The 22893-nt window shown below is 63.5% G+C and carries 21 protein-coding genes; 12 read left to right on the top strand and 9 right to left on the bottom strand.

The window, feature by feature from the left end; genetic code table 11:
• The first annotated feature begins 11 nt into the window (after positions 1-11).
• Both CKW35_RS01180 and CKW35_RS01175 read left to right on the top strand, forming a co-directional pair.
• Entirely contained in the window at positions 12-446 is a 435-nt protein-coding gene (locus CKW35_RS01180) for a pseudoazurin (RefSeq protein WP_060518794.1), read from the top strand.
• Positions 443-1780 (top strand): OprD family porin, encoded by a 1338-nt coding sequence (locus CKW35_RS01175; RefSeq protein ID WP_095114831.1) that lies wholly within the window; start codon positions 443-445, stop codon positions 1778-1780. Before CKW35_RS01180 ends, CKW35_RS01175 begins: the two co-directional genes overlap by 4 nt.
• Positions 1781-1827: 47 nt before the next feature.
• Here the strand turns inward: CKW35_RS01175 and CKW35_RS01170 are convergent, their stop codons facing one another.
• Entirely contained in the window at positions 1828-2151 is a 324-nt protein-coding gene (locus CKW35_RS01170; protein WP_016485987.1) for a hypothetical protein, read from the bottom strand.
• Between the two features lie 122 nt (positions 2152-2273).
• Positions 2274-2771 carry a GNAT family N-acetyltransferase gene (locus CKW35_RS01165; RefSeq protein ID WP_095115097.1) on the bottom strand — a complete coding sequence of 166 codons (498 nt, stop codon included), beginning with the start codon at positions 2769-2771 and terminating at the stop codon, positions 2274-2276.
• 130 nt (positions 2772-2901) lie between these two features.
• Here CKW35_RS01165 and CKW35_RS01160 point away from each other — a divergent pair, with 130 nt between their 5' ends.
• From CKW35_RS01160 to CKW35_RS01135, 6 genes are all read left to right on the top strand, one after another.
• Entirely contained in the window at positions 2902-3381 is a 480-nt protein-coding gene (locus CKW35_RS01160) for a hypothetical protein (RefSeq protein WP_016485985.1), read from the top strand.
• Between the two features lie 64 nt (positions 3382-3445).
• Positions 3446-5017 carry a sensor domain-containing diguanylate cyclase gene (locus tag CKW35_RS01155; protein WP_016485984.1) on the top strand — a complete coding sequence of 524 codons (1572 nt, stop codon included), beginning with the start codon at positions 3446-3448 and terminating at the stop codon, positions 5015-5017.
• Between the two features lie 146 nt (positions 5018-5163).
• Positions 5164-5940 carry a ParA family protein gene (locus CKW35_RS01150; protein ID WP_095114830.1) on the top strand — a complete coding sequence of 259 codons (777 nt, stop codon included), beginning with the start codon at positions 5164-5166 and terminating at the stop codon, positions 5938-5940.
• 169 nt (positions 5941-6109) lie between these two features.
• Positions 6110-6520 carry a DUF2946 family protein gene (locus CKW35_RS01145; RefSeq protein ID WP_016485982.1) on the top strand — a complete coding sequence of 137 codons (411 nt, stop codon included), beginning with the start codon at positions 6110-6112 and terminating at the stop codon, positions 6518-6520.
• A 68-nt stretch (positions 6521-6588) separates the two neighbouring features.
• Positions 6589-8739, top strand: a complete 2151-nt coding sequence (locus CKW35_RS01140; RefSeq protein WP_095114829.1) for a TonB-dependent siderophore receptor — start codon at positions 6589-6591, stop codon at positions 8737-8739.
• Between the two features lie 198 nt (positions 8740-8937).
• Positions 8938-10275 carry an MFS transporter gene (locus CKW35_RS01135; RefSeq protein ID WP_095114828.1) on the top strand — a complete coding sequence of 446 codons (1338 nt, stop codon included), beginning with the start codon at positions 8938-8940 and terminating at the stop codon, positions 10273-10275.
• A 32-nt stretch (positions 10276-10307) separates the two neighbouring features.
• On the opposite strand, the gene CKW35_RS01130 is transcribed toward CKW35_RS01135, so the two are convergent.
• The 3 genes from CKW35_RS01130 to CKW35_RS01120 are packed head-to-tail and all read right to left on the bottom strand — an operon-like array spanning position 10308 to position 15931.
• Complete coding sequence (locus CKW35_RS01130) at positions 10308-13454, bottom strand: efflux RND transporter permease subunit (RefSeq protein ID WP_016485979.1); 3147 nt, start codon at positions 13452-13454, stop codon at positions 10308-10310.
• A 16-nt stretch (positions 13455-13470) separates the two neighbouring features.
• Positions 13471-14685 carry an efflux RND transporter periplasmic adaptor subunit gene (locus CKW35_RS01125; protein WP_095114827.1) on the bottom strand — a complete coding sequence of 405 codons (1215 nt, stop codon included), beginning with the start codon at positions 14683-14685 and terminating at the stop codon, positions 13471-13473.
• The gene (locus tag CKW35_RS01120; RefSeq protein WP_095114826.1) at positions 14678-15931 is read right to left on the bottom strand and encodes a TolC family protein; all 1254 of its coding nucleotides are present in this window, start codon (positions 15929-15931) and stop codon (positions 14678-14680) included. The genes CKW35_RS01125 and CKW35_RS01120 overlap by 8 nt, the downstream gene beginning before the upstream one ends.
• A 247-nt stretch (positions 15932-16178) precedes the next feature.
• Between CKW35_RS01120 and aroQ the strand changes: the two genes are divergently transcribed.
• Together aroQ and CKW35_RS01110 are read left to right on the top strand one after the other, a co-directional pair.
• The gene (gene aroQ / locus CKW35_RS01115) at positions 16179-16628 is read left to right on the top strand and encodes a type II 3-dehydroquinate dehydratase (protein ID WP_095114825.1); all 450 of its coding nucleotides are present in this window, start codon (positions 16179-16181) and stop codon (positions 16626-16628) included.
• Positions 16625-17473: a shikimate dehydrogenase gene (locus CKW35_RS01110; protein WP_016485975.1), complete on the top strand. Its 849-nt coding sequence runs from the start codon at positions 16625-16627 to the stop codon at positions 17471-17473. Before aroQ ends, CKW35_RS01110 begins: the two co-directional genes overlap by 4 nt.
• A 114-nt stretch (positions 17474-17587) precedes the next feature.
• Here the strand turns inward: CKW35_RS01110 and CKW35_RS01105 are convergent, their stop codons facing one another.
• The 3 genes from CKW35_RS01105 to CKW35_RS28780 all read right to left on the bottom strand — a co-directional run bounded on the left by CKW35_RS01105 (position 17588) and on the right by CKW35_RS28780 (position 19806).
• On the bottom strand, positions 17588-18106 hold the full coding sequence (locus CKW35_RS01105; RefSeq protein WP_095115095.1) for a thioredoxin family protein: 519 nt from the start codon (positions 18104-18106) through the stop codon (positions 17588-17590).
• A 10-nt stretch (positions 18107-18116) separates the two neighbouring features.
• A complete protein-coding gene (locus CKW35_RS01100; protein WP_016485973.1) occupies positions 18117-18392 on the bottom strand; it encodes a DUF2790 domain-containing protein in 276 nt (91 codons plus the stop codon).
• A 1240-nt stretch (positions 18393-19632) separates the two neighbouring features.
• Entirely contained in the window at positions 19633-19806 is a 174-nt protein-coding gene (locus CKW35_RS28780) for a hypothetical protein (protein WP_349816354.1), read from the bottom strand.
• Between the two features lie 273 nt (positions 19807-20079).
• Here CKW35_RS28780 and CKW35_RS01085 point away from each other — a divergent pair, with 273 nt between their 5' ends.
• Both CKW35_RS01085 and CKW35_RS01080 read left to right on the top strand, forming a co-directional pair.
• Positions 20080-20820, top strand: a complete 741-nt coding sequence (locus tag CKW35_RS01085) for a response regulator (RefSeq protein ID WP_016485970.1) — start codon at positions 20080-20082, stop codon at positions 20818-20820.
• The gene (locus tag CKW35_RS01080) at positions 20817-22103 is read left to right on the top strand and encodes a HAMP domain-containing sensor histidine kinase (protein ID WP_095114823.1); all 1287 of its coding nucleotides are present in this window, start codon (positions 20817-20819) and stop codon (positions 22101-22103) included. The genes CKW35_RS01085 and CKW35_RS01080 overlap by 4 nt, the downstream gene beginning before the upstream one ends.
• 107 nt (positions 22104-22210) lie before the next feature.
• On the opposite strand, the gene CKW35_RS01075 is transcribed toward CKW35_RS01080, so the two are convergent.
• A complete protein-coding gene (locus tag CKW35_RS01075; protein WP_095114822.1) occupies positions 22211-22783 on the bottom strand; it encodes a DUF4174 domain-containing protein in 573 nt (190 codons plus the stop codon).
• Between the last annotated feature and the right edge of the window lie 110 nt (positions 22784-22893).

Below are 22893 nucleotides of genomic sequence, written 5' to 3'. Positions count from 1 at the left end.
AAGTTCCACTGATGCTGTTGCGCCCTGTCGCCCTGCTGCTTGCCAGCGCCCTGCTTGCCCCGGCCGCACTGGCCGAGGTGCATGAAGTGAAAATGCTCAACCGCGGCAGCGAGGGCGCCATGGTGTACGAGCCGGACCACCTGCGCATTGCCCCCGGCGACACGGTGCGCTTTCTGCCCACCCAGAACGGGCACAATGCGGCCAGCGTGACCGGCCTGCTACCGGCGGGGTCCGAGGCCTTCAAGAGCAAGTTGAACCAGCCGTTCGAGCAGACCTTCAGCGTGCCGGGGGTATACGGCATCCAATGCATTCCGCACCTGGCGATGGGCATGGTGATGGTGATTCAGGTCGGTGACGCGCCGGCTACCGAGTTGCCAGCCAGCTTGCCTGCGCGGGCGCAAGCCCGCTTCGCAGCCCAGTTGCAGAAGCTTGAGGCAGCGCGATGAACCGGCTGTTGTTGGCGCTGCCACTGTTGGGGTTGTCGCCCTTTGCCCTGGCCGACTCCGCTCAGTCGCAAAGCAACGGTTTTGTCGAAGACAGCAGCTGGAGCATCCTCAACCGCAGCGTATTCGACCAACGCAACTACCGGCACGGCGGGCGTAACAGTGCCGCGCGCAATGCCTACAAACCGCGCAGCGAACGTGATGGCAAGGCTGAGGAATGGGCCTACGGTTTGATGGGGACATTTCAGTCCGGCTTCACTCAGGGCCTGATCGGTGTCGGCGTCGATGCCCATGCCTATCTGGGCGTACAACTCGACAGTGGCGGCGGGCGCGCGGGCAAAGCACGCCTGCTGGGGATGGATAACGACGGGCATCCAAAAAACGAATACAGCCGCGCAGGCGCGGCGCTGAAGTTGCGGGTATCCAATACTGTACTGTCCTATGGCGAACAACGCGTCAAAACCCCGGTGTTCAGCTCTTCCGACAGCCGCCTGCTGCCCGAAACCGCCACAGGGTTCTTCCTCACCAGCAACGATTTCGACACGCTAACGCTGGTGGCCGGGCACTTCAACGAAAGCGCCGACCGCAATGCCTCCAGCCACGACCAGGGCTTCGTGGTGAATTACTCCAACGGCAAGCAGGGCAACAGTTTTGACTTGGCGGGCGTGGTCTGGAACCCCGGTGCAGCCTTCACCGGCAGCCTGTACACCTCGCGCTACGAGGACAGCTGGAACCAGCACTACCTGGGTAGCACCCTCAGCCACGCGCTGGATGACCGACGCAGCATCAGCCTGGACCTCAACCTGTACCGCACCACAGACACCGGCAAGGCGCTGTCCGGGCGCATCGACAACACCACCTGGAGCCTGGTCTCACGCTACAACCAGGGGCCGCACGGCTTCAGCCTTGGCTGGCAACAGGTCGACGGCAACACCCCGTTCGACTACGTGACGCGAGGGGCAATCTTCATTGCCAACGCCGTGCAGATGTCGGACTTCAACGCCCCGAACGAGAAGTCGTGGCAGGCACGCTATGACCTGAACATGGGGGCCTATGGGGTGCCGGGGTTGAACCTGACGGCGTTGTATGTGCGGGGGTTCGATATCGACGGCACGCATGTCGACCCCAATGGCGGGTATGCATACCTGGGGTATGGCAAGGGTGGCAAGCATTGGGAACGCGACCTCGAGGCGAGGTATGTGGTGCAAAGTGGCAAGGCCAAGGGGACGACGTTCTCGGTGAGGCATAACGTGCACCGGGGGAACACGGCGCAGGCGGAGCTGGACGGCGACCAGATACGCTTGGCGGTGGAGTGGCCGTTGTCTGGGGGGGGCTGATAGACCGGGTTGCCTGGACTGGCGGCGGTTTGCGGCCCCAGGATCCATCAGGCAACAGCGCTACCCGCAGGCAGCAACCCCCACTGCGCTTGCTCCTGCTCACTCATCGCGGCCAGCACCTCGGCAAACGTGCGCTGCAGCTCCGAACTGACATTGCCAAACGCCCGGTAATGGGTAAGCAAGTAGCGCTTCACCGTCCTGGGCCAGCGCCGCTCGTTGTGCGCCGCGTTGATAATACCTTTGGCATCATGGCGCGTCGCCCCACGCCACAGTTCCATCAACCTGTTCTCGAAATCACCGAAGGTCCACAGGCCAGTGCGGTCTTCGAATTCGTCAAGCAGTTTGAGTTTGTACAGGGCCATGTGTGGCATCGTGAGCCTCCCTCGTGTGCAGTGAATAAGCCGTGCACAGGGGAAGGTAAGCAAGCAGGACCGGCCTGGATATGAACGCGTCGATCACACCCAAAGCGCCGTTGTAGGCAATTTCCCACAGATCAGGGCAATCGCAAGTGCATGTGCGTGGTCTGCCAGACCGGGTCTTGCTCCACATTCACCACGGCAAACCCTTGCCGCTCCCAGAACGCAATCGCACCCGGCAGAAACGGATGCGTATGCAGGTACAGGCAGTCGATACCTGCCTGCTCCGCCCGCTCGCGCAACGCGCCGAACAACGCGGCAGCCAGGCCATGCCTGCGGTAGGCCGGCAACACGAACAGGCGCACCACCTCGACCACCCGCTCAGCGTGATAATCAAGCTGAGGGAAGCGGTGGTCATAGGGCAAGTAGCCGATCACCGCAACCAGCCGCCCGGCATCACGCGCCTCAAGGAAGCACCCCGCACCGTCCAGGTAAGTCTCGGCAAAATGCGCAAGGTCGTGCGGCAATGGCGCTTTTGCAAGCATCGGGAACAACTCGCGGCGTGCGCTATCGACAAACGCCACGACTTCGGCAATGGCGACGCGCGCCACAGGTTGCAGGGTCCAGTTCGGCATGGGGCTGTTGGCAGTGGTGGGAGGGCAAGGTTCTACCCCAGTGTGCCGTTCAAGGCAAATCACAAAGCTCGTCGTGGCCGGGCGGACATCGGTATAATCGGCCGTCTTCACTGCCCGACCAGGCCACGCCATGCCTCGCTTCCAGACGTTGCTGTTGCCCCTGCTGCTGACTGCCGCCCTCACCGCCTGCGACCAGAAACCCTCTCGTGAAGACCAGATCCTCGCTCAGTTGCCGCTGCAAGAGGCCTATACCCATAACATCGAGCGCATGGCCGCGCTGCTCGGCCGCACTCACCCGCAGCTGTCGCAAGCCACCATCCAGGGTGTACTGCGCAAGTACCTGACCGTCGAGGACCAGCGCCAGGACCTGTTCCGGCTGTACAGCGAAAAGAACTTCAGCGACGCCGAATTTGCCACCATCGTTGCTGCCACCCAGGACCCGGCCAAGGCCAGAGCGCTGGAAGACACCGAAGCGGGCAAGCGCCTGAGCGAAAAACTCACCGCCCTGATGCGTGAGACCGCCCGCGACGTCAAGGTGCAGGCACTGGTCGAGCGACGCATGCAGCAGGTAGAAGACGAGCTGAATGCGCTGGACAGGGCTGGTTCCTGAACGCGGTTCCCCACTTCCCCTAGCGCGAAAGGTCGTCGCTACTTTCAATCAATCGAGGTCAGGATTGCCACACGCCAAGCACGGATTGCGCCTGGATCTACGCACACTCATTCTGGTGCTCTGCGCCCTTACCGCCCTGGTCATGCTGTGCGCCAGCTATTTCGCCAGCTACCGGGTGCAGCGCCAACTGCTGATCGACCACGCCCTGGAAGCCAACCGGGTGTATGCGATGAAGCTGGCCAGCATCACCGAGACATTCATCGGCAACGCCCAGCAGCAGCTGAGGTTCAGCGCCGGCGTACAAGGCCGGCAGCTAAGCGATGCCGCGGCGCTGCTGGGGGAAACCGACCGTGTACTGGGCCAGAGCATGGCCTTCAACTCCACTTTCGTCATCGATGCCAACGGCGTGCTGCGGGCCGTATCCCCCGCCCCGCTGCGGCATCTGATTGGCACCCTTGTCCAGTCGCCCGGCGCTCAGGAAGCACTGCACGAACGCCGCCCGCTGGTTTCCACACCCTACCTTTCGGCGGCCGATAACCTGGTGGTGGCGCTTTCACACCCCATGTTCGACAGCGACGGTCGCTACCTGGGCTATGTCGGCGGCAGCCTGTACCTGCGTGAACGCAACATCCTCAACAGCCTGCTGGGCGAACACTTCTACAAGGACGGTTCGTACCTGTATGTGGTCGACCGCAACCGTCGCCTGCTGTACCACCCCAATCACGAACGGGTAGGCACGGTGGTAGAGGGCAACGCCCTGATCGACCAGTTGGCGACGCTGGACAACGGTACTCGGCAAATCACCAACAGCCTGGGCGTGGAAATGCTCGCCGGGTTCGCCACCGTACCCAGCGCCGGCTGGGGGGTAGTGGCGCAGCAACCGCTGGCGCAGACGGTGACGCCACTGAACCACCTGATCCTCAACGTGGTGGGCACTTCTGCGCCTCTGGCGCTGGTGGGCTGCCTGTTGCTGTGGTGGCTGGCCATGACCATCGCCCGGCCGCTGTGGCAACTGGCTGCCGGTGCCCGCTCGATGGACCGTGCAGGCACCGCCGAGCGCTTGCACCGCGTGCGGGCCTGGTACTTCGAGGCGGCCGAGCTCAAGCGTGCCCTGTTGATCGGGCTGAACCTGCTGCAGGAGCGCATCGGCCGGCTCAACCGCGACGCCCAGACCGATCCGCTGACCGGCCTGGGCAACCGCCGCAGCCTGGAGTTCAGCCTGTCATTGCTGGAAGCCGAAGGCCGGGCCTTTGCCGCCATTGTGCTGGACATCGACCATTTCAAACAGGTCAATGACAAGCATGGGCATGAGGTCGGCGACCAGGTGCTGCGCCGACTGGCAGAGTTGATGCGCCGCTGCTGCCGCGAGGGCGACCTGCTGTGCCGCACCGGGGGCGAGGAATTCCTGATGCTGCTGCCGGGGGCCAGCCTGGACGTGGCGACAGTGGTGGCCGAGCGGCTGCGGGTGACGGTGCAGGATACGCCCGTGCCGCCGGTGGGCGCGGTGACGGTTTCGCTGGGGGTGGCACGCTGGGATGGCGAGGCGGGCAGCGAGCCTGTGGAAGCATTGAGCAAGGCTGATCGGGCGCTCTACCTGGCAAAGCAGAGCGGGCGCAATCGGATGTGTGTGGCCTGAGCCTCCTGTTGCACCTTTACCCGCGAAGAGCCCGGCACAGGAGAAGTTGAAACCAGCAGCTGTAACAATCTTTGTCATAAAACTGTCGCGTTACAGTCATAGGATTGACCCCAACCTGACATTTTCACTTCATGGATGAGCGTCTCATGCGTCGTGTGGTCTTCAATCAGAAAGGTGGCGTCGGCAAGTCCAGCATCGCCTGCAACCTCGCCGCTGCCAGTGCTGCCGAGGGTTACCGAACGTTGCTGGTCGACCTCGACCCGCAAGCCAATGCCACCTATTACCTCACCGGCCTGGTCAATGACGCCATACCTGCCGGCATCGCCGACTTCTTTCGCCAGACCCTGTCAGCGGCCACTGCCGCCGGCAAGAAGCACCGGGTGGCGATCACCGAAACCCGTTACAGCAACCTGCACCTGGTCACCGCAAGCCCCGATCTCAGCGACCTGCAAAGCAAGCTGGAGAGCAAGTTCAAGATCAACAAGCTGCGCAAGCTGCTGGTGGAACTGAGCGAGGACTACGAGCGGATCTACATCGACACCCCGCCAGCGCTCAATTTCTACACCTTCAGTGCACTGGTGGCAGCAGAGCGCCTGCTGATCCCGTTCGACTGCGACAGCTTCTCGCGCCAGGCCCTGCACAGTGTCATGGCCGAGGTCGAGGAACTGCGCCAGGACCACAACCCGGCGTTGCAGGTAGAAGGTGTGGTGGTCAACCAGTTCGCCGGGCGCACCGCCCTGCACCGGACCCTGGTCGACCAGTTGCGCAGCGAAGGCATGCCCGTGCTGCCGGTGTACCTGAGCAGTTCGATCAAGATGCGTGAATCGCACCAGGCGTCAGTGCCGTTGGTGCACCTGGCGCCACGGCACAAGCTGGCGCTGGAGTTTGTAGACTTGCTGGATGTGCTGGAGCGGGCGGCCTGATAGACCCTGGGGGCGCTCTGCGCCCCTATCGCGACACAAGGCCGCTCCCACAGGAGATCGAGGTTGCCTGTGGGAGCGGCCTTGTGTCGCGATAGGGCTGCAACGCAGCCCCAAAAACTTGCAGTAAAAGCACTACCCGACCGTTCATCCGGATGGTAGATTCGCCGCCATGAAAATCACCCGGCACACTCGCACGCTGACTGCCTGGACGCTCTATGCCAGCGTCCTGTTCAGCCTGTTGCTGTGCGGCCTGCACCATGGCCAGATGGGTGGCCTGCGCCTGGCCGGGCTGGAAGGCGGCTTCTGCTCGGTCAACAGCGAACACGGCGTGGCCATTGACCTGGACGGTGCCGGCGGTGACCAGCACATGGCCCAGCTCGACTGCCCGGTGTGCTCCTCGTTTGGCCTGGCCGTACCGCTCAGCAGCGGCGGCTGGTCATTCACCCCGGCGCAAGCCGTGGCCACCTCGCCCATCGTCGTGCGCAGCTGGGCACAACCGCCGCCACGCTACCAACGCCCCGCCCTCAACCCACGTGCCTCCCCCGCCGCCTTCCCCGCAGCCGTACTTCATTTCGCCTGACATCAGCCGGGCGCGCCTGCGTGTGCGCTCGCCGTCAGCCATGACCTTTGCGTGGAAGACATACCAACATGCTTCGCAAGACCTCCCTGGTGCTCCTCATGGGCACCTGCAGCTTTGCCTGCGCTGAAACAGCCCCTGTGGAACTCGGCGCCACCACCATTGACGGCGAACGCGACGCCGCCAGCGGCGTGCAACTGGACGAGCCGATCCGTACCGGTTCGCGCCTAGGCCTGACCGCGCGGGAAACACCCGCCTCGGTCAGCGTCTCGGACCGTCGCCTGATCGAAGAACGCGACGCCAAGGACAGCCAGGACGTGGTCAACGCCATGACCGGCGTCAACGCCTCGGCCAACCCCGGCTTTGGCGGCTTCGTTGCCTACCGCGGCTTTACCCAGAACCAGGTCACCCAGTTGTACAACGGCATCAACCTGGGCTACAGCAGCGCCACCCGCCCAGTGGACGCCTGGGTTCTCGACCGTGTCGAGCTGATTGGTGGGCCGTCTTCGTTCCTGCACGGCGCGGGTGCGGTGGGCGGCTCGATCAACTACATCACCAAGCTCGCCAGCCGCGACCAACAGACAATCGATGGGCGTATCCGCTATGGCAGTTTCGACGACAGCGAGGTGGCGTTCGGTATCAACCAGGCGCTGGCCAGCAACCCCGCCGATGCCCGCCATTTCATGCGCCTGGACTTCAGCCGCGGGCATGGCAACGGCTACGTCGACCGCAACGAACGGGATACCGACAGCCTGGCCTTTTCGCTGCTCAGCGACCTGGCCCCCAACCTCACGCACACCCTGGCGGTCGAGTACCAGGAAGACCGCGAACAAAGCCCCTACTGGGGCTCACCGATTCTGCCCGGGCGCAGCACGATGAAGATCGACAACAGCCGCCGCTTCGAAAACTACAACGTCGCTGACGGCCGCTATGAGCAGCGGGTGCGCTGGCTGCGTTCGATCCTCGACTACCAGATCAGCGACAGCACCAGCGTGCAGAACACGCTGTACCACTACAATGCCCAGCGCGATTACCGCAACCTCGAACGCTACGCCTACACCCGCGATGGCAAGGTGCAGCGCAGCAGCCCCTACCTGCAGCGCCACGACCAGAACCTGCTGGGCGACCGCATCGAACTGCGCCATGACAACCAGCTGCTGGGCCTGACCAGCCAGTGGTCGCTGGGGCTGGAGTACTCGCGCATGCGCCAGACCCTCTACCCCACCTCCGGCAGCTGGAGTGACGTGGTCGATGCCGACCACTTCAACCCCGGCAGCTTCGATGACATCCCCGGGGTGAATGCCGGCCTGACCAAGCAACGTCACCACGAGGTCATCAACCGCGCCGTGTTTGCCGAAAACCGCTTGCAGCTGACCGAGCGCCTGGCCCTGCTGACCGCCCTGCGCTACGACTACCTGGACATGGAGGTCACCAACTACGGCGCAGTCTCTCCCACCTCGCCGGCCTATTTCGAACGCCGCTGGGAACCGCTGTCCGGGCGCATCGGCCTGACCTATGCGCTGACGCCTTCGGCCAGCCTGTATGCGCAGTACAGCACCTCCGCCGACCTGCCCGCCGGCTCGCTGGCGGCAGCGACCTATTCCAACGTCGGGCTGTTCGACCTGTCCAAGGGCGAGCAGTGGGAAGTGGGCAGCAAGTTCGACTTCCTCGATGGTCGCGGTGCGGCCACGCTGGCGCTGTACCAGATCGTGCGCAAGGACTTTGCCGTGCGCGATTCGAACGACGCAAACCTCACGGTCCAGGCCGGGCAGCAGACCTCACGTGGTGTCGAACTGTCCGGGCGCCTGCAGGTAACGCCGAAACTGCAGGCCGAGGCCAACTATGCCTATGTCGATGCGCGGTACGATGAGTTCAACGAGGCAGTCAGCGGCAAATCGGTTTCACGCAAGGGCAATGCGCCGACCAACGTGCCGGCCAATGTCGCCAACCTGTGGCTGACCTACAGCCTGTCGCCGGCATGGTCGGTGGGCGCCGATGGGCGCTACGTGGGCTCGGTGTATGCCGACAACGCCAACAGCCTGAAGGCCCCGGCCTACACCCTGTTCGGCGCTTTCGCCCGCTACCGGCTGGATGAACACACCACGCTGACCGGGCGGGTGCGCAACCTCACCGATGAGGTGTATGCCAAGCAGGCCTATAACAGCCAGTACTACATGGGGCCGCCACGCACCTTCGAGCTGGCGCTGGACATGCGCTTCTGACGCAAGCCAGGTTGCCGTATTCATTGCTCTGGCAGGTTGGCTGTTAACCGCAATGGCGGTTAAATCAGGTATCCCGAGGTCGCACTCGACAAAGCATCGTCCAGCGCCCGGTTATCTACTGGCAAGCACAATAATGATGGCGCGGCCCGACCGCGCCACTTTTCATCATGGCTGCCAATGGAACCGGAGAGCACCCGCATGTCCGCACCTCATGAGGTATCCCCCGCCACCCTGCGCAGGGTGATCGCCGCCTCGGCCATCGGCAATTTCGTCGAATGGTTCGACTTCGCCGTGTATGGCTTTCTCGCCACCCTGATCGCCAGCCAGTTCTTTGCCAGTGAAGACCCCAGCGCGGCGTTGCTCAAGACGTTCGCGGTGTTTGCCGTGGCCTTTGCCCTTCGCCCGCTGGGCGGGATCGTGTTTGGCGCGCTGGGCGACCGCCTGGGACGCAAGCGCATCCTGTCGCTGACCATCCTCTTGATGGCAGGCTCCACCACCCTGATCGGCCTGCTGCCGACCTACGCCAGCATCGGTCTGGCAGCCCCAGTGCTGCTTACCCTGGCGCGCTGCCTGCAGGGTTTTTCTGCCGGTGGCGAATACGCGGGGGCCTGCGCCTACTTGATGGAGCATGCACCCAATGACAGGCGTGCCTTCTACGGCAGCTTCGTGCCGGTCTCGACTTTTTCCGCCTTCGCCTGCGCCGCCGTGATCGCCTATGGGCTGGAAGCCAGCCTGTCGGCCGAGGCGATGGGTGCCTGGGGCTGGCGCGTTCCCTTCCTGATTGCCGCACCGCTGGGGCTGGTCGGCCTGTACCTGCGCTGGCGTATGGAAGAAACCCCGGCATTCCGCGAAGCCGTCGCCCAGGGCAAGGAACATGAGCATTCACCGCTCAAAGACACCCTGCGTCACCATGGCCGGGTCATTCGCAACCTGGGGGCCTTCATCTCGCTGACTGCCCTGTCGTTCTATATGTTCACCACCTACTTCGCCACGTACCTGCAACTGGTGGGCAACCTGACCCGCGCGCAGTCACTGCTGGTGACCACCGTGGCGCTGCTGTTCGCCGCCGTCGGCTGCCCGCTGGCCGGGGCGTTCTCGGACCGCGTGGGGCGGCGCAAGACCATTGGCTTTACCTGCCTGTGGGTGATGCTGTGCGTGTTCCCGGCGTACTGGCTGGCCAGTTCGGGCTCGATGTCCGGTGCGCTGCTGGGGGTGATCCTGCTGGCGGTGGGGGCCTTGTGCAGTGGTGTGGTGACCGCAGCATTGCTGTCGGAGAGCTTCCCCACCCGCACCCGCTATACCGCTTCGGCGATTACCTACAACGTGGCCTATACCCTGTTTGGCGGTACCGCGCCGCTGGTGGCGACCTGGCTGATCGGGCAGACCGGCAGCAGCCTGGCACCGGCGTTTTACCTGGTGGTGATTGCGCTGGTAGCGTTGGTGGGGGGGTTGGCGTTGCCGGAGACTTCGCGGATTTCGTTGCATGATGAGGTGGGATCGGATGCTGTACGGCCTGGAGTCCGTCGTACCGTCTGAGATTATTGGGGCCGCTTTGCGGCCCCAGAATCTCAACCCTCCTGCTGCTCTTCGCGCCGATACGCCCACTGATACAAAGCCGGCAGCACCAGCAATGTCAGTGCAGTAGAAGACAGGATCCCGCCAATCACCACCGTCGCCAACGGCCGCTGCACCTCAGCCCCGGTCCCCGTAGCCAGGGCCATCGGAATGAACCCCAGCGAAGCCACCAGCGCGGTCATCAGCACCGGGCGCAACCGCGTCAACGCGCCCTCTTCAACCGCCGCCCGCAATGGCCGCCCCTCTTCGCGCAGGGCACGGATAAAGGCGATCATCACCAGCCCGTTGAGCACCGCCACTCCCGACAGGGCAATGAACCCTACGCCAGCTGAAATGGACAACGGGATGTCCCGCAACCACAGCGCCAGCACCCCGCCGGTCAGGGCAAACGGAATGCCGGTGAACACCAGCAAGCCATCCCTGAGGTTGTTGAACATCATCAGCAGCAGCGCCATGACCAGTAGCAAAGCCACCGGCACCACCACCTGCAGGCGCTCGGTTGCCGATTGCAACTGTTCGAACTGGCCCCCCCAGCGCGTCCAGTAACCCGGCGGAATCTGCACCTGCCGGATCAGGGCCTGTTCGGCATCCGCCACAAACGAGCCCAGGTCACGCCCACGTACGTTGGCACTGACCACCACCACCCGCTTGCCATCCTCGCGGCTGACCTGGTTAGGCCCCAGTTGCAGGTTCAAACTGGCCACTTGGGACAGCGGGATGAAGCCGATTTGCGCAGCGCCCGCAGCGGCACTGGCCGGTACCGGAATCAGCAGGCTGGACAGCCCGTCCACATCGGTGCGCAAGGTTTCGGGCAGGCGCACCACCATGTCGAAGCGCCGGTCGCCTTCATACAGCGTGCCTGCCGTGCGGCCACCCACAGCAATTGCGATGGCGTCCTGCACGTCACCCACGTTCAGGCCATGGCGGGCCGCCTTGTCGCGGTCGATGTCGATGGTCAGCACCGGCAGGCCGGTGGTCTGCTCGACCTTGACCTCGGACGCACCCGCTACCCCCTGCAGGCTGCTGGCGATCTGTGTGGCGGTGCGGTTGAGCACATCCATGTCATCACCGAACAACTTCACCGCCACATCGCTGCGCACCCCGGAAATCAGCTCATTGAAACGCAACTGGATCGGCTGCGACAGCTCGTAGTTGCTGCCCGGTACGCTGGCGGCAGCACGTTGTACCTCGGCGATCAGTTCGTCACGCGGCTTGCCAGGGTCTACCCACTGCTCGCGCGGGCGCAACATCACATAGGCGTCGGAGATGTTCGGTGGCATCGGGTCGGAGGCGATCTCGGCGGTACCGGTACGGGCGAACACCCGCTCCACTTCCGGCACCTGGGCGATGATCGCCTGCTCCAGGCGCTGCTGCATGTCTACCGACTGCGACAGGCTGGTGCCCGGCACACGCAGGGCCTGCAAGGCAAAGTCGCCCTCGCTGAGGCTGGGGATGAACTCGCTGCCCATGCGGCTGGCCATGACCCCGGACAGCACCACCAGAGTGGCCGCGACGGCAAACGCCAACTTGCGTCGCCCCAGCACCCAGGCCAGCACCGGGGCATAGCGCTGACGCGCCGTGCGCATCACCAGGCCTTCCTCTTCCTTGACCTTGCCGGTGACGAACAGGGCGATGGCTGCCGGCACGAACGTGACCGACAGGATCATGGCGCCGAGCAGGGCCATGACCACGGTAAAGGCCATGGGGTGGAACATCTTGCCCTCGACCCCGGTCAGGGCAAAGATCGGCAGGTACACCACCATGATGATCAACTGCCCGTAGATCAGTGGCCGGCGCGCCTCGCGGGCGGCAGCGAACACTTCATGGAAGCGCTCGCTGCGCGTCAGCATGCGGCCATGGCGTTGCTGGGCATGGGCCAGGCGGCGGATGGCGTTTTCCACGATCACGACTGCGCCGTCGACGATGATGCCGAAGTCCAGTGCCCCCAGGCTCATCAGGTTGGCGCTGACCTTGTTGCTGAACATGCCAGTGAAGGTGAACAGCATCGACAGCGGAATGACCATGGCGGTGATCAGTGCGGCGCGGATGTTGCCCAGGAACAGGAACAGCACAGCGATGACCAGAATGGCGCCTTCGACCAGGTTCTTCTTCACCGTGGCGATGGCTTTTTCCACCAGGTTTGTGCGGTCGTACACGGTCACTGCCACCACACCCTTGGGCAGGTTGCGGTTGATCTCGACCAGTTTGGCGGCAACGGCCTGGGATACCGTGCGGCTGTTCTCTCCAATCAGCATGAACACCGTACCCAGCACCACTTCCCGGCCGTTTTCGGTGGCTGCACCCGAGCGCAGTTCTAGGCCCAGGCCAACCTCGGCAACATGGCTGACGCGGATCGGCGTGCCATCGACGCTGGCGATGACGATGTTGGCGATGTCTTCGGCCGAGGCCACCTGGCCCGGTGCCCGGATCAGCAACTGCTCGCCATTGCGCTCGATGTAACCGGCGCCAACGTTGGCATTGTTGCGCTCCAAGGCCGCGATCAGGTCGTTGAGGGTGAGCTTGTAGGCTGCCAGCCGCTTGGGCTCCGGTGCAATCAGGTACTGCTTGGCATGGCCGCCGATACTGTTTACCTCGGCCACCCCCGGCACATTGCGCAGCTGCGGCTTGATGATCCAGTCCTGGATCACCCGCAGGTCTGTCGGGGTGTACGGGGTGCCATCCTCTTTGAGAGCGCCCTGTTCGGCCTCCACGGTCCACAGGAAGATTTCACCCAACCCGGTGGAAATCGGCCCCATGCCCGCTTCTATCCCTTCGGGCAGTTGCTCGCGGGCCACTTGCAGGCGCTCGTTGACCAGCTGACGGGCGAAGAACAGGTCGGTGCCATCATCGAAAATCACCGTGACCTGCGACAGGCCCGAACGCGACAGCGAGCGGGTTTGCTTCAACCCAGGCAGGCCGGCCATGGCGGTCTCGATGGAGAAGGTGATGCGCTGCTCGGTCTCCAGCGGCGAGTAACCGGGTGCAGCGGTATTGATCTGTACCTGGACGTTGGTAATGTCCGGTACAGCGTCGATCGGCAGTTTCTGGTAGCTGTGGATACCCACCGCGGCCATCAGGACCACGGCCAGCATCACCACCAGGCGCTGCTCGATGGCAAATTGGATCAGGCGTTCGAACATGCAGGTGTCCCCGTGATCAATGGCTATGCTCGGCCGAGCCCTTGCCCAGCTCCGACTTGAGGACAAAGCTGCCGGCGGCGGCTACCTGGGTGCCGGCGGCCAGGCCGCTGATAATTTCCACCTGGCCGGCGTCGCGGCGGCCGGCCTTTACCGGGCGGGCCTCGAAGCCTTCCTCGGTGCGGGCAAACACAACGGTCTGTTCTTCCCAGGTTTGCAGGGCGCTTTCCGGCACCACCACGGCGGCATTGAAGCGCTCGACGCTGACCGCGATATTGACGAACAGCCCGGGGCGCCATGCGCCGTTGGGGTTTGCCAGGGTGGCGCGGACCGTGGCGGCGCGGTTCTGCTCGCCGAGCAGGCTGCCGACATAGTTGACCTTGCCCTCAACCTGGGCGCCCAGGTCTGGTGCGCTGACCGTGACATTGCGGCCGGTCACCACCTTGTCCAGATCACGCGGCGCCACGGCGAAGGTGGCCCAGACCCGGCTCAGGTCAGACAAGGTGAAGGCGTTGCTGGTCGCGTCGACCACCTCGCCCACGCTCAGATGCTTTTCCACCACCACCGCATCGAATGGCGCGCGCAATTCATAGCGGTTGCCAGCGCCCGCCGGGCCTACTGCGGCGACCTTTTGCCGGGCGTTGGCCAAGGCGATTTCGGCCTCCTGTAACACCTGCCGCGCTTGCAGGTAATCTTGCTCGGCACTGATACGCTCCTGCCATAACTGCTGTTCGCGCTGGAAGGTCAGCCGCGCCAGCTCCAGACGGCGCTGGGCTGCCTGCTGCTCGCTGCGCAGGTCAGAAATCTGCTGGCTGGCGATCACCGCCAATACCTGGCCGCGCTTGACCGCCTGGCCCAGTTCGGCTTGCACCGCCTCGACCACACCGGGTACACGCGGCACCACGTGGGCAGTGCGGTCCTCGTCGAAGCGGATTTCCCCCGGGAAGCTGAAGGCGGTACCCAACTCACGAGGGCCGGCGGCAGCCAACTGCACACCGGCCGCCTCGATCTGGGCGATGGACAGGTGCAATTGGCCCTCTTCTTCGCCGTGCCCTTCCCCTGCATGGCCTTCATCGGCCTTCTCGGCACCATGGCCGTGGCTGTCTTCGCCATGGTCGTCGTGGCGGGCCTGGGCATTCGACGCCTGGCCCAGGTTGCCGGTCCAGGCCAGGCCACCCAGGCCGAGCGCGGCCATGGCGGCGACCAGAAGGGCTATCTTGCGTGGGTTAGTCATGCTTGCTCCTGCTGTTCAAGGGGGTGCTCAGGTCATCGAGGTCGCCATAAATCCGCTCGACCTGCGCCCGTGCGTCGGTCGCCGAAGCCAGCGCCTCGAGGTACAACCCGCGGGCCTCGATCAGCGTGCGCTGAGCGTCGAGTACATCGAGGAACGCGAACTTGCCCATTTCGAAACCACGGGTGGCGGTGTCCACGGCCTGCTGCGCCGAAGGCAGGATGGTGCGGTCGTAGGCGTCCACCTCCTGCATCGCCGTGTGCCACTGGCTGACTGCGCTGCGGGTTTCACTGCGCAGGCGCAGTTCCACGGCGTTACGCAGGTCACGCGCCTGGTCGGCACGGCGTGCAGCCGCCAGCACGTTGCCCTGGTTGCGGTCGAACAGCGGCAATGGCATGGACAGGCCCACCACATTCACCCGCTCGCGGTCCTCGCGGCTGTACTGGCTACCGAGGCTGACAGTGAGGTTGGGAATACGCTGAGCCTTTTCCGACCCCAGGGACGCTTCGCCGCGCTCGACCTGTGCAGCAGCCAGACGCCATTCGGCGGTGTGTTCGACCCGGTCGAGCAAGGCATCGGCGCTGGGCGCGACGCCAGGCGAAAGGTTGGCAGCCTGCAACTGATCGAAGCTTGCCAAGGGGCTACCGGTCAGGCGTGCCAGCGCCTGATAAGCCACGCCGCGCTGGGTCTGCGCGCGTCGTACTTCAGCCTGGGCCTGGGCCAGTTGCACCTGGGCGCGGGTGGCCTCCACGGGGGATGACTGGCCAGCGGTCACCCGCCCCTGTACCACGCGCAGCCCGCGCTCGGTCAATGCCTGCGACTGCTGCGCCAGTTCCAGTGCTGTCTGCGCGCGCAATGCGGCGTGGAAGGCCTGCACCACATCGGCACGCAGGCCATTGCGCTGGCGCTCCAGGCCAAGCTGGGCAATGGCCTGGCCGGTGCCAGCCACAGCAATACGTGCGCCGCGCTTGCCGCCCAGTTCCAACGGCTGGCTGAGGGTGACGGTGGTGGTGCTGGTATCGCGGCGGGTGTCCTCGACGTCCCAGGCGAGCTCTGGGTTGGGGATCAACCCGGCCTGGCGCCGCTCGCCGTCGGCAATGCCGATTTCCCGGCCGGCTGCGGCCAGCTCCGGGTTTTGAGCAAGAGCGGCGGCAAGCGCCTGGGGCAGGCTCAGGCTCTGACTGGCCTGGGCACTGGTGACACTGGCCAGCAACAGGCAGAGCAAAGCGGTCTTGCGGGGGATGGGCACGTACAAATCCTCGTCGACGCGTTTAGGCGAAGGACTGTAGGAAGCCGTGCTTATCGGGGCGGTGGCAGGAAAATTACAATTTTGTAATGCAGGCGCAGAAAGCCAAATCCCCCGTAGGCGGGGGCCTGCACACCTCAACAGTTCGATAATCGCCCACTTTCCCGGTGCGGCGTTTTAGTCCAATTGACTAAACTAACCAGGCGGTACAAAACTAGGTGCATCCAACAACAACAAAGCGATGCTCGTCATGAACCCCCTTATTCTCGTGCTCAACGGCCCTAACCTGAACATGCTGGGTACCCGCGAGCCTGCTCAATATGGCCACGAAACCCTGGCTGACCTGGCCCAAAGCTGTGCCGACACTGCCCATGGCCAGGGCCTGGAAATCGAATTCCGCCAAACCAACCACGAAGGTGAACTGATCGACTGGATCCACGCCGCCCGCGGCCGCTGCGCCGGTATCGTGATCAACCCCGGCGCCTGGACCCACACCTCGGTGGCCATCCGCGACGCCTTGGTGGCCAGTGAACTGCCGGTCATCGAAGTACACCTGTCGAACGTGCACAAGCGCGAGCCGTTCCGCCATCTGTCATTTGTATCGTCCATCGCCGTCGGGGTGATTTGCGGGCTGGGCAGCCATGGCTACCGCATGGCCCTCAGCCACTTCGCCGAAATGTTCCAGGAGCGCACGGCATGAGCCAGCACGCCATCCTTGCCGGCTTGATCGGCCGCGGCATCCAGCTGTCGCGCACCCCTGCCCTGCACGAACACGAAGGTGACGCCCAGGCCCTGCGCTACCTGTATCGGCTGATTGATGCCGACCAGTTGCAACTGGAGGACAGCGCCCTGCCCGGGCTGCTCGACGCCGCGCAGCACACAGGCTTTACCGGGCTTAACATCACCTACCCGTTCAAGCAGTCGATCCTGCCGCTGCTCGACGAACTGTCGGATGAAGCCCGTGGCATCGGCGCGGTGAATACCGTGGTGCTCAAGGACGGCAAGCGCGTCGGCCATAACACAGACTGCCTGGGTTTTGCCGAAGGCTTGCGCCGCGGCCTGCCTGATGTGGCCCGGCGCCAGGTGGTGCAGATGGGTGCCGGTGGCGCCGGGTCGGCCGTGGCCCACGCCCTGCTGATTGAAGGGGTCGAGCAACTGGTGCTGTTCGAAGTGGATGCGGCCCGCGCGCAAGCGCTGGTAGACAACCTGAATGAGCATTTCGGCACGGGCCGCGCAGTACTCGGCACCGACCTGGCCGCGGCGCTGGCCGAGGCAGACGGGCTGGTCAACACCACGCCGGTGGGCATGGCCAAGCTACCGGGCACACCGCTACCGGTCGAGCTGCTGCATGCGGGCCTGTGGGTGGCGGAAATCATCTACTTCCCGCTGGAAACCGAACTTCTGCGCGCGGCTCGGGCACTGGGTTGCCGCACGCTGGATGGCAGCAATATGGCGGTGTTCCAGGCGGTAAAGGCGTTCGAGCTGTTCAGCGGGCGCCAGGCGGATGCGGCGCGGATGCAGGCGCACTTTGCCAGTTTCACCTGATAGGCAAGTGTTGGCTTCTTCGCGGGCACGCCCGCACCCACAGAGAGTGCGCATACTTCGCTGATTGCACTGTCGTTGTAGGAGCGGGCATGCCGGCGAAGAGGCCGGCACAGCCTAATCACCTTTCTCATACAGCAGTGCCTGTATCAGCTGTTCCTGCCCGCCATAATCGCCCTCGCCAAAGTGCACATGGCGCACCTGTCCTTTACGGTCGACAAAGTAATGGGCCGGCCAGAACTGGTTGCCCCAGGCATTCCACACCTTGTAGTCATTATCCACCGCCACCGGGTAACCGATACCCAGCCCGGCCACCTTGTTTCGCAGGGTGCCCAGGTCATGTTCGTAGGCGTACTCCGGCGTATGCACGCCCACCACCACCAGCCCCTGATCGGCATAACGCCGCGCCCAGTCGTTCACATGAGGCAGGCTGCGCTGGCAGTTGATGCAGTCCCAGGTCCAGAAGTCCACCAGCACCACCTTGCCCTTAAGCGCCGGCCCATCCAGCGGGGTCGAGTTGAGCCACTGGCTGGCCCCCGACAGCGACGGCATGGCGCCGTAGCGGTCACGGGCCATCAGGTGCCCGGCCAACCCCAGCCCCGTCAGCGCCAGGGCTATGCCTCCCACTTTCAGCATCAGGCGGCGATCAGTTGTCATGGCAACCGCCAGTGGCGTAGGTGCGGTACTGCACGCTCTGCTGTTGGCCCTTGGAGTCGAGGTAGTCCATGCGGGTGTTCACCAGGCCGCAGGCGTTGCTCTGCTCGTCCTGTACCGACAGCACTTTCTTCACATCCAGATGCTCACCGTAGCGGTACTGCATGGCGCCGGCAGCGCCCATGGGTGCGGTGGTGGCCTGGGCGGCAATGGCACCAAAGCTGAGCACGGCGAACAGGCTGGCGCTGGCGACAGTCTTGAAATTCATGGCATCTCTCCTGTGTAACGTTTGGCAGTGGGGCGTGTTGTTCCCCGGTCAAGAGCCATTTGACGCCTGCCAAGTATCCCGTCTGTGTCACTCAACGCCGGGATGTGCGTCCTTCTGTAGCTGCATTCCTGTCAGCGAAACCTCGTAGAATCCTGGAAAACCCTGCGCGGGCAGGTCGTTATAAAAAAGAAGGCGCCCACGAAGGGCGCCCCGGCTGTACAAACGGATACAATAGCTTCAAGTTTTTAGAAACTAACGTTTGTTGTCACTCGCCGGTTCAACTTTATCGTGACGACTGTACAACTCAGCCCTCGACGCACGCTCTGTAAGCGGCCCCCTGTTTTCACCCTTGCTGGAACGCTGAGTGGATTTATTGTCGCCCTCATCCGAGCAACTACCGCGTTGAACAGTTTGCTTGTCTTTCATAAAAACCTCGATAAAGCCACCTGCTTACAATGGCTCATCATCATTTTCTTCGAGAAGTGGAGCGCTGGTAAAAGCATGGTTTGTCATGCGATCTGTCAGCGCAGGGCTAGTGCAGCCAAGCGCGTCTCCACGGGGTATCCGGGCCGTCAGAATAGCGGCTGAATTTCGGTGCATTCGAGGCCAAAAGCTTGTCTGCAGGCTCTGGCCCGGCCTCAGTAACAGGTTCAGGATCGATGTAATTATTCCGATCATCAGTTGTAGGCTGAACAAGACGATCATTGCCCAAACCTTGGCGATCCTGATCTATTTCCGGATCACGCTCCGATGAGCCCTGCCCTGCCTGGTTTTTACCGTACATAAGCACCTCTCATAAGCCCAGATAATCTGAGCTTAATGAGTATGCGCCCTGCCTGAAAATAAAAGACAGGTATCAGACCACTGGACACAATCTATTTATGAGCATAAATAACAACGACCTTCTTTACGTACAGTGCCTGTATTGAACCTTCCTCACGGTCCTACCTCGTCTGCCTGTCGGGTATCGCCAGGCGCTCGAGAGGCCTTCAACAAGAGTGTAAAACTGCCTGTGAGTTGATGACGAAGCGCTTTGGGCATGATGAAAGCGAAATGCACGAGCCATGAGCCGTCCCCCAGCAGAAAGCTCTCCCGCCGGTAGTGGGCCACTTGTTGCTCAGAAATACCTATGCAAACGGCGATTACACAATCGCTCGGCTCTTCGCTCACGGGCGTGCCCCTTCAAGAATGGGTATTGAAGCGCCTGAAGGGTGGTGGGTTCAGGCGCAAAGGCAGGCCATCAAGGCTTGGCTGCACGCTCCTTGTGCCACTGGACTTTAGCTACGCCATAAGGGGAACCGGTGACACCGATGGCTACGTGCTGGATCTGGCCGCCACGCTGGAGAAACGTCTCGATTTGCTCGCAGAGGCGTTCGTGGGCTCTTTGGGGCGTTCCGGGGTGTGTCTGGTACATGCAGGCTACTCGGTGATGAGCCACTGAAATACAGTTACCCGAAACGACATTGTACGCTTTGTTCTGCAACCAGGCTCCGAGCCGGAGCAGAACCCGGCTTTTATCGGCCAAGCGGTCAACTCCCAGTGCTGTGCTGCTTTGACCCGAGCCGCTTCACCCGCCCCCGCTACAGTTCTATACACCTGCCAGATACACTGCAATACAAACCCCCGCAGGCAAGCGCAAAAGGGCCGGGTACACTGCGCCAAACCCACTCGAACAGGAACGCTGCGCATGGAACACGTCGATCACATCCTGATCGTCGACGACGACCGCGAGATCCGCGAACTGGTCGGCAACTACCTTAAGAAGAACGGCCTGCGCACCAGCATCGTCGCCGACGGCAGGCAGATGCGGGCCTTCCTTGGAGCCAGCAGCGTCGACCTGATCGTTCTCGACATCATGATGCCCGGCGACGATGGCCTGCTGCTGTGCCGCGAACTGCGCGCCGGCAAACACCGCAATACGCCCGTGTTGATGCTGACGGCCCGCAACGATGAAACCGACCGCATCATCGGCCTTGAAATGGGCGCCGACGATTACCTGACCAAGCCGTTTTCTGCCCGCGAACTGCTTGCCCGTATCAATGCCGTGCTGCGCCGCACGCGCATGCTGCCACCCAACCTCACCATCAGCGAAAGCAGCCGCCTGCTGCGCTTCGGCCAATGGCGGCTGGACACCACCGCCCGCCACCTGCTCGACAACGAAGGCACCCTGGTGGCCCTGAGTGGCGCCGAGTACCGCCTGTTGCGGGTGTTTCTGGACCACCCACAGCGGGTGCTCAGCCGCGAACAACTGCTCAACCTGACCCAGGGCCGCGAAGCCGACCTTTTCGACCGCTCCATCGACCTGCTGGTCAGCCGCCTGCGCCAGCGCCTGGGCGACGACGCCCGCGAACCCAGCTGCATCAAAACCGTGCGCAGCGAAGGCTATGTGTTCTCGCTGCCGGTGCAACTGCTCGAGTCGCCGTCATGAAGTGGCCTCGTACCCTGGCCTCGCGCCTGGGGCTGATCTTCTTGACCGGCCTGATCCTGGCCTACGGCTTGTCGTTTGGGCTGCAGGCCTACGAGCGCTACATCAGCAGCCGCTCGATGATGCTCAGCAACCTGGAACAGGACGTGGCCACGTCAGTGGCCATCCTCGACCGCCTGCCTGCAGCCGAACGTGCGGCCTGGCTGCCGCGCCTGGAACGGCATACCTACCGCTACCGTCTCGACCAAGGCCTGGCCGGCGAGGCGATGCCCGGCAGCGACCCGCCCATGGCCGCCGAGTCGATCGTCAAGGCCATCGGCAGCGACTACCGCCTGACCTTCCAGGACATCCCCGGCCCGAATGCCCACTTCCAGGCCCACCTGAGCCTTGCCGACGGCGCGCCGCTGACCATCGACGTCACCCCATCGGCGGTCCCGGTGGCCCGCTGGCTGCCCATGGTGCTGCTGATCCAGCTGGCAGTCTTGTTGCTGTGCACCTGGTTGGCCGTGCACCTGGCCATTGGCCCTTTGACTCGCCTGGCCCGCGCCGTGGACAACCTCGATCCGGACAAACCCGGCGTACAGCTGGATGAAAGCGGCCCGCGCGAGGTGCGCTACGCCGCGGCGGCCTTCAACGCCCTGCAGGCGCGTATCAGCGCCCACCTGAAGGAACGCATGCAGCTGCTGGCGGCCATCTCTCACGACCTGCAAACACCGATCACACGCATGAAGCTGCGTGTCGAAGTGATGGACGACGGGGTCGAAAAGGACAAATTGTGGAGCGACCTGGGCGAGATGGAGCACCTGGTGCGCGAAGGCGTAGCATACGCCCGCAGCATGGATACCAGCACTGAAGCCGCGTGCAGAATTGACCTTGATGCCTTCCTCGACAGCCTGGTGTTCGACTATCAGGACAGTGGCGCCCAGGTGCAGCGTAACGGCAGCACGCGCAGCCTGCTGGAAACCCGCCCGCACGCCCTGCGCCGAGTGCTGGTGAACCTTGTGGACAACGCCCTCAAGTTTGCCGGCGCTGCCGAGCTGGAGGTGTGCCGCGAGGGCGGCATGACCGTGATCCGCGTGCTCGACGATGGGCCTGGAATACCCGCTGACGAGCTGGACGAAGTGCTCAAGCCATTCTACAGAGTGGAGGGCTCACGCAATCGCAGCACCGGCGGCACCGGGCTGGGGCTGGCCATTGCCCACCAGCTGATCCAGGCCATGGGTGGTCGGCTGATCCTGAGCAACCGCGACAGTGGCGGGCTGTGCGCGCGAATCGAGCTCAACTGAAAGCCGAGCCACCACCTGCAATTCGGCACACAACCCCAGCACCGTCGATACACTGCTGCCCCCCACCGCTACACACGCCCGGTCGCACGGCCAGCCAATGCAGGTGTTCAGTCTTCCAGCGGCTTTGGCGGCGCAGCCGGCTTGGCTGGCTTGGCTGGCTTGGCTGGCTTGCTGTCCTTGTCCTTGGCCTTGGCCTTGGTTTCCGGTGCCGCCGCTACCGGTTCAGGTGCAGTCACGGCCTTTTCGCTTGCGGGCAGTTCATCCACCGCCTTGAGGATCACCTGCGGGTCGATGGCCTCGCCTGAGTCGTCGTCCTTGAGCATGTGCCGCTCACCGTCCTTGCCCACCAGGATCACCTTGGTGCCCTTGCTCGCGCCCAGCTTCAGCTCACGAATCAGGGCCATGGTGGTCTGTTGTTCGAGGTTCTTGTCCTCGCGCTTGCCCATCATGCTGGCGACGCTGTACAGCACCAGGTTGCGCTCCTTGAAGGCCGCCTGGGTGGCCGGGTCCTCCAGAGCCTTGTTCAATCCGCGCAAGGTTGGGTCTGCGCTGCTAGGCGCAATGACCACCAAGGGCCTGGCCTTGCCCACTTCCTTGGCCAGCGGTGCGTCACTGTCAGCCGCCAGCAGCGGGCCGGTGACAGCGAGCAAAGTAGCGAGGGTCAGTGACCGGACGAGCATGCGTATCTCCTTATTCTCTCGATAAACCAAAGACTACAGATCATGGAGAAAGATCCGACGCGGGAGACTAAACCAGCAGCCCCAGACGTGCTCGGCACAAAGGTAACTTC

Source organism: Pseudomonas sp. Irchel 3F3 (assembly GCF_900187545.1).
Taxonomy (GTDB): Bacteria; Pseudomonadota; Gammaproteobacteria; order Pseudomonadales; family Pseudomonadaceae; genus Aquipseudomonas; species Aquipseudomonas fortuita.
Note: the sequence above shows the minus strand (reverse complement) of the source record. Positions and strands in the feature narration are given on the sequence as shown.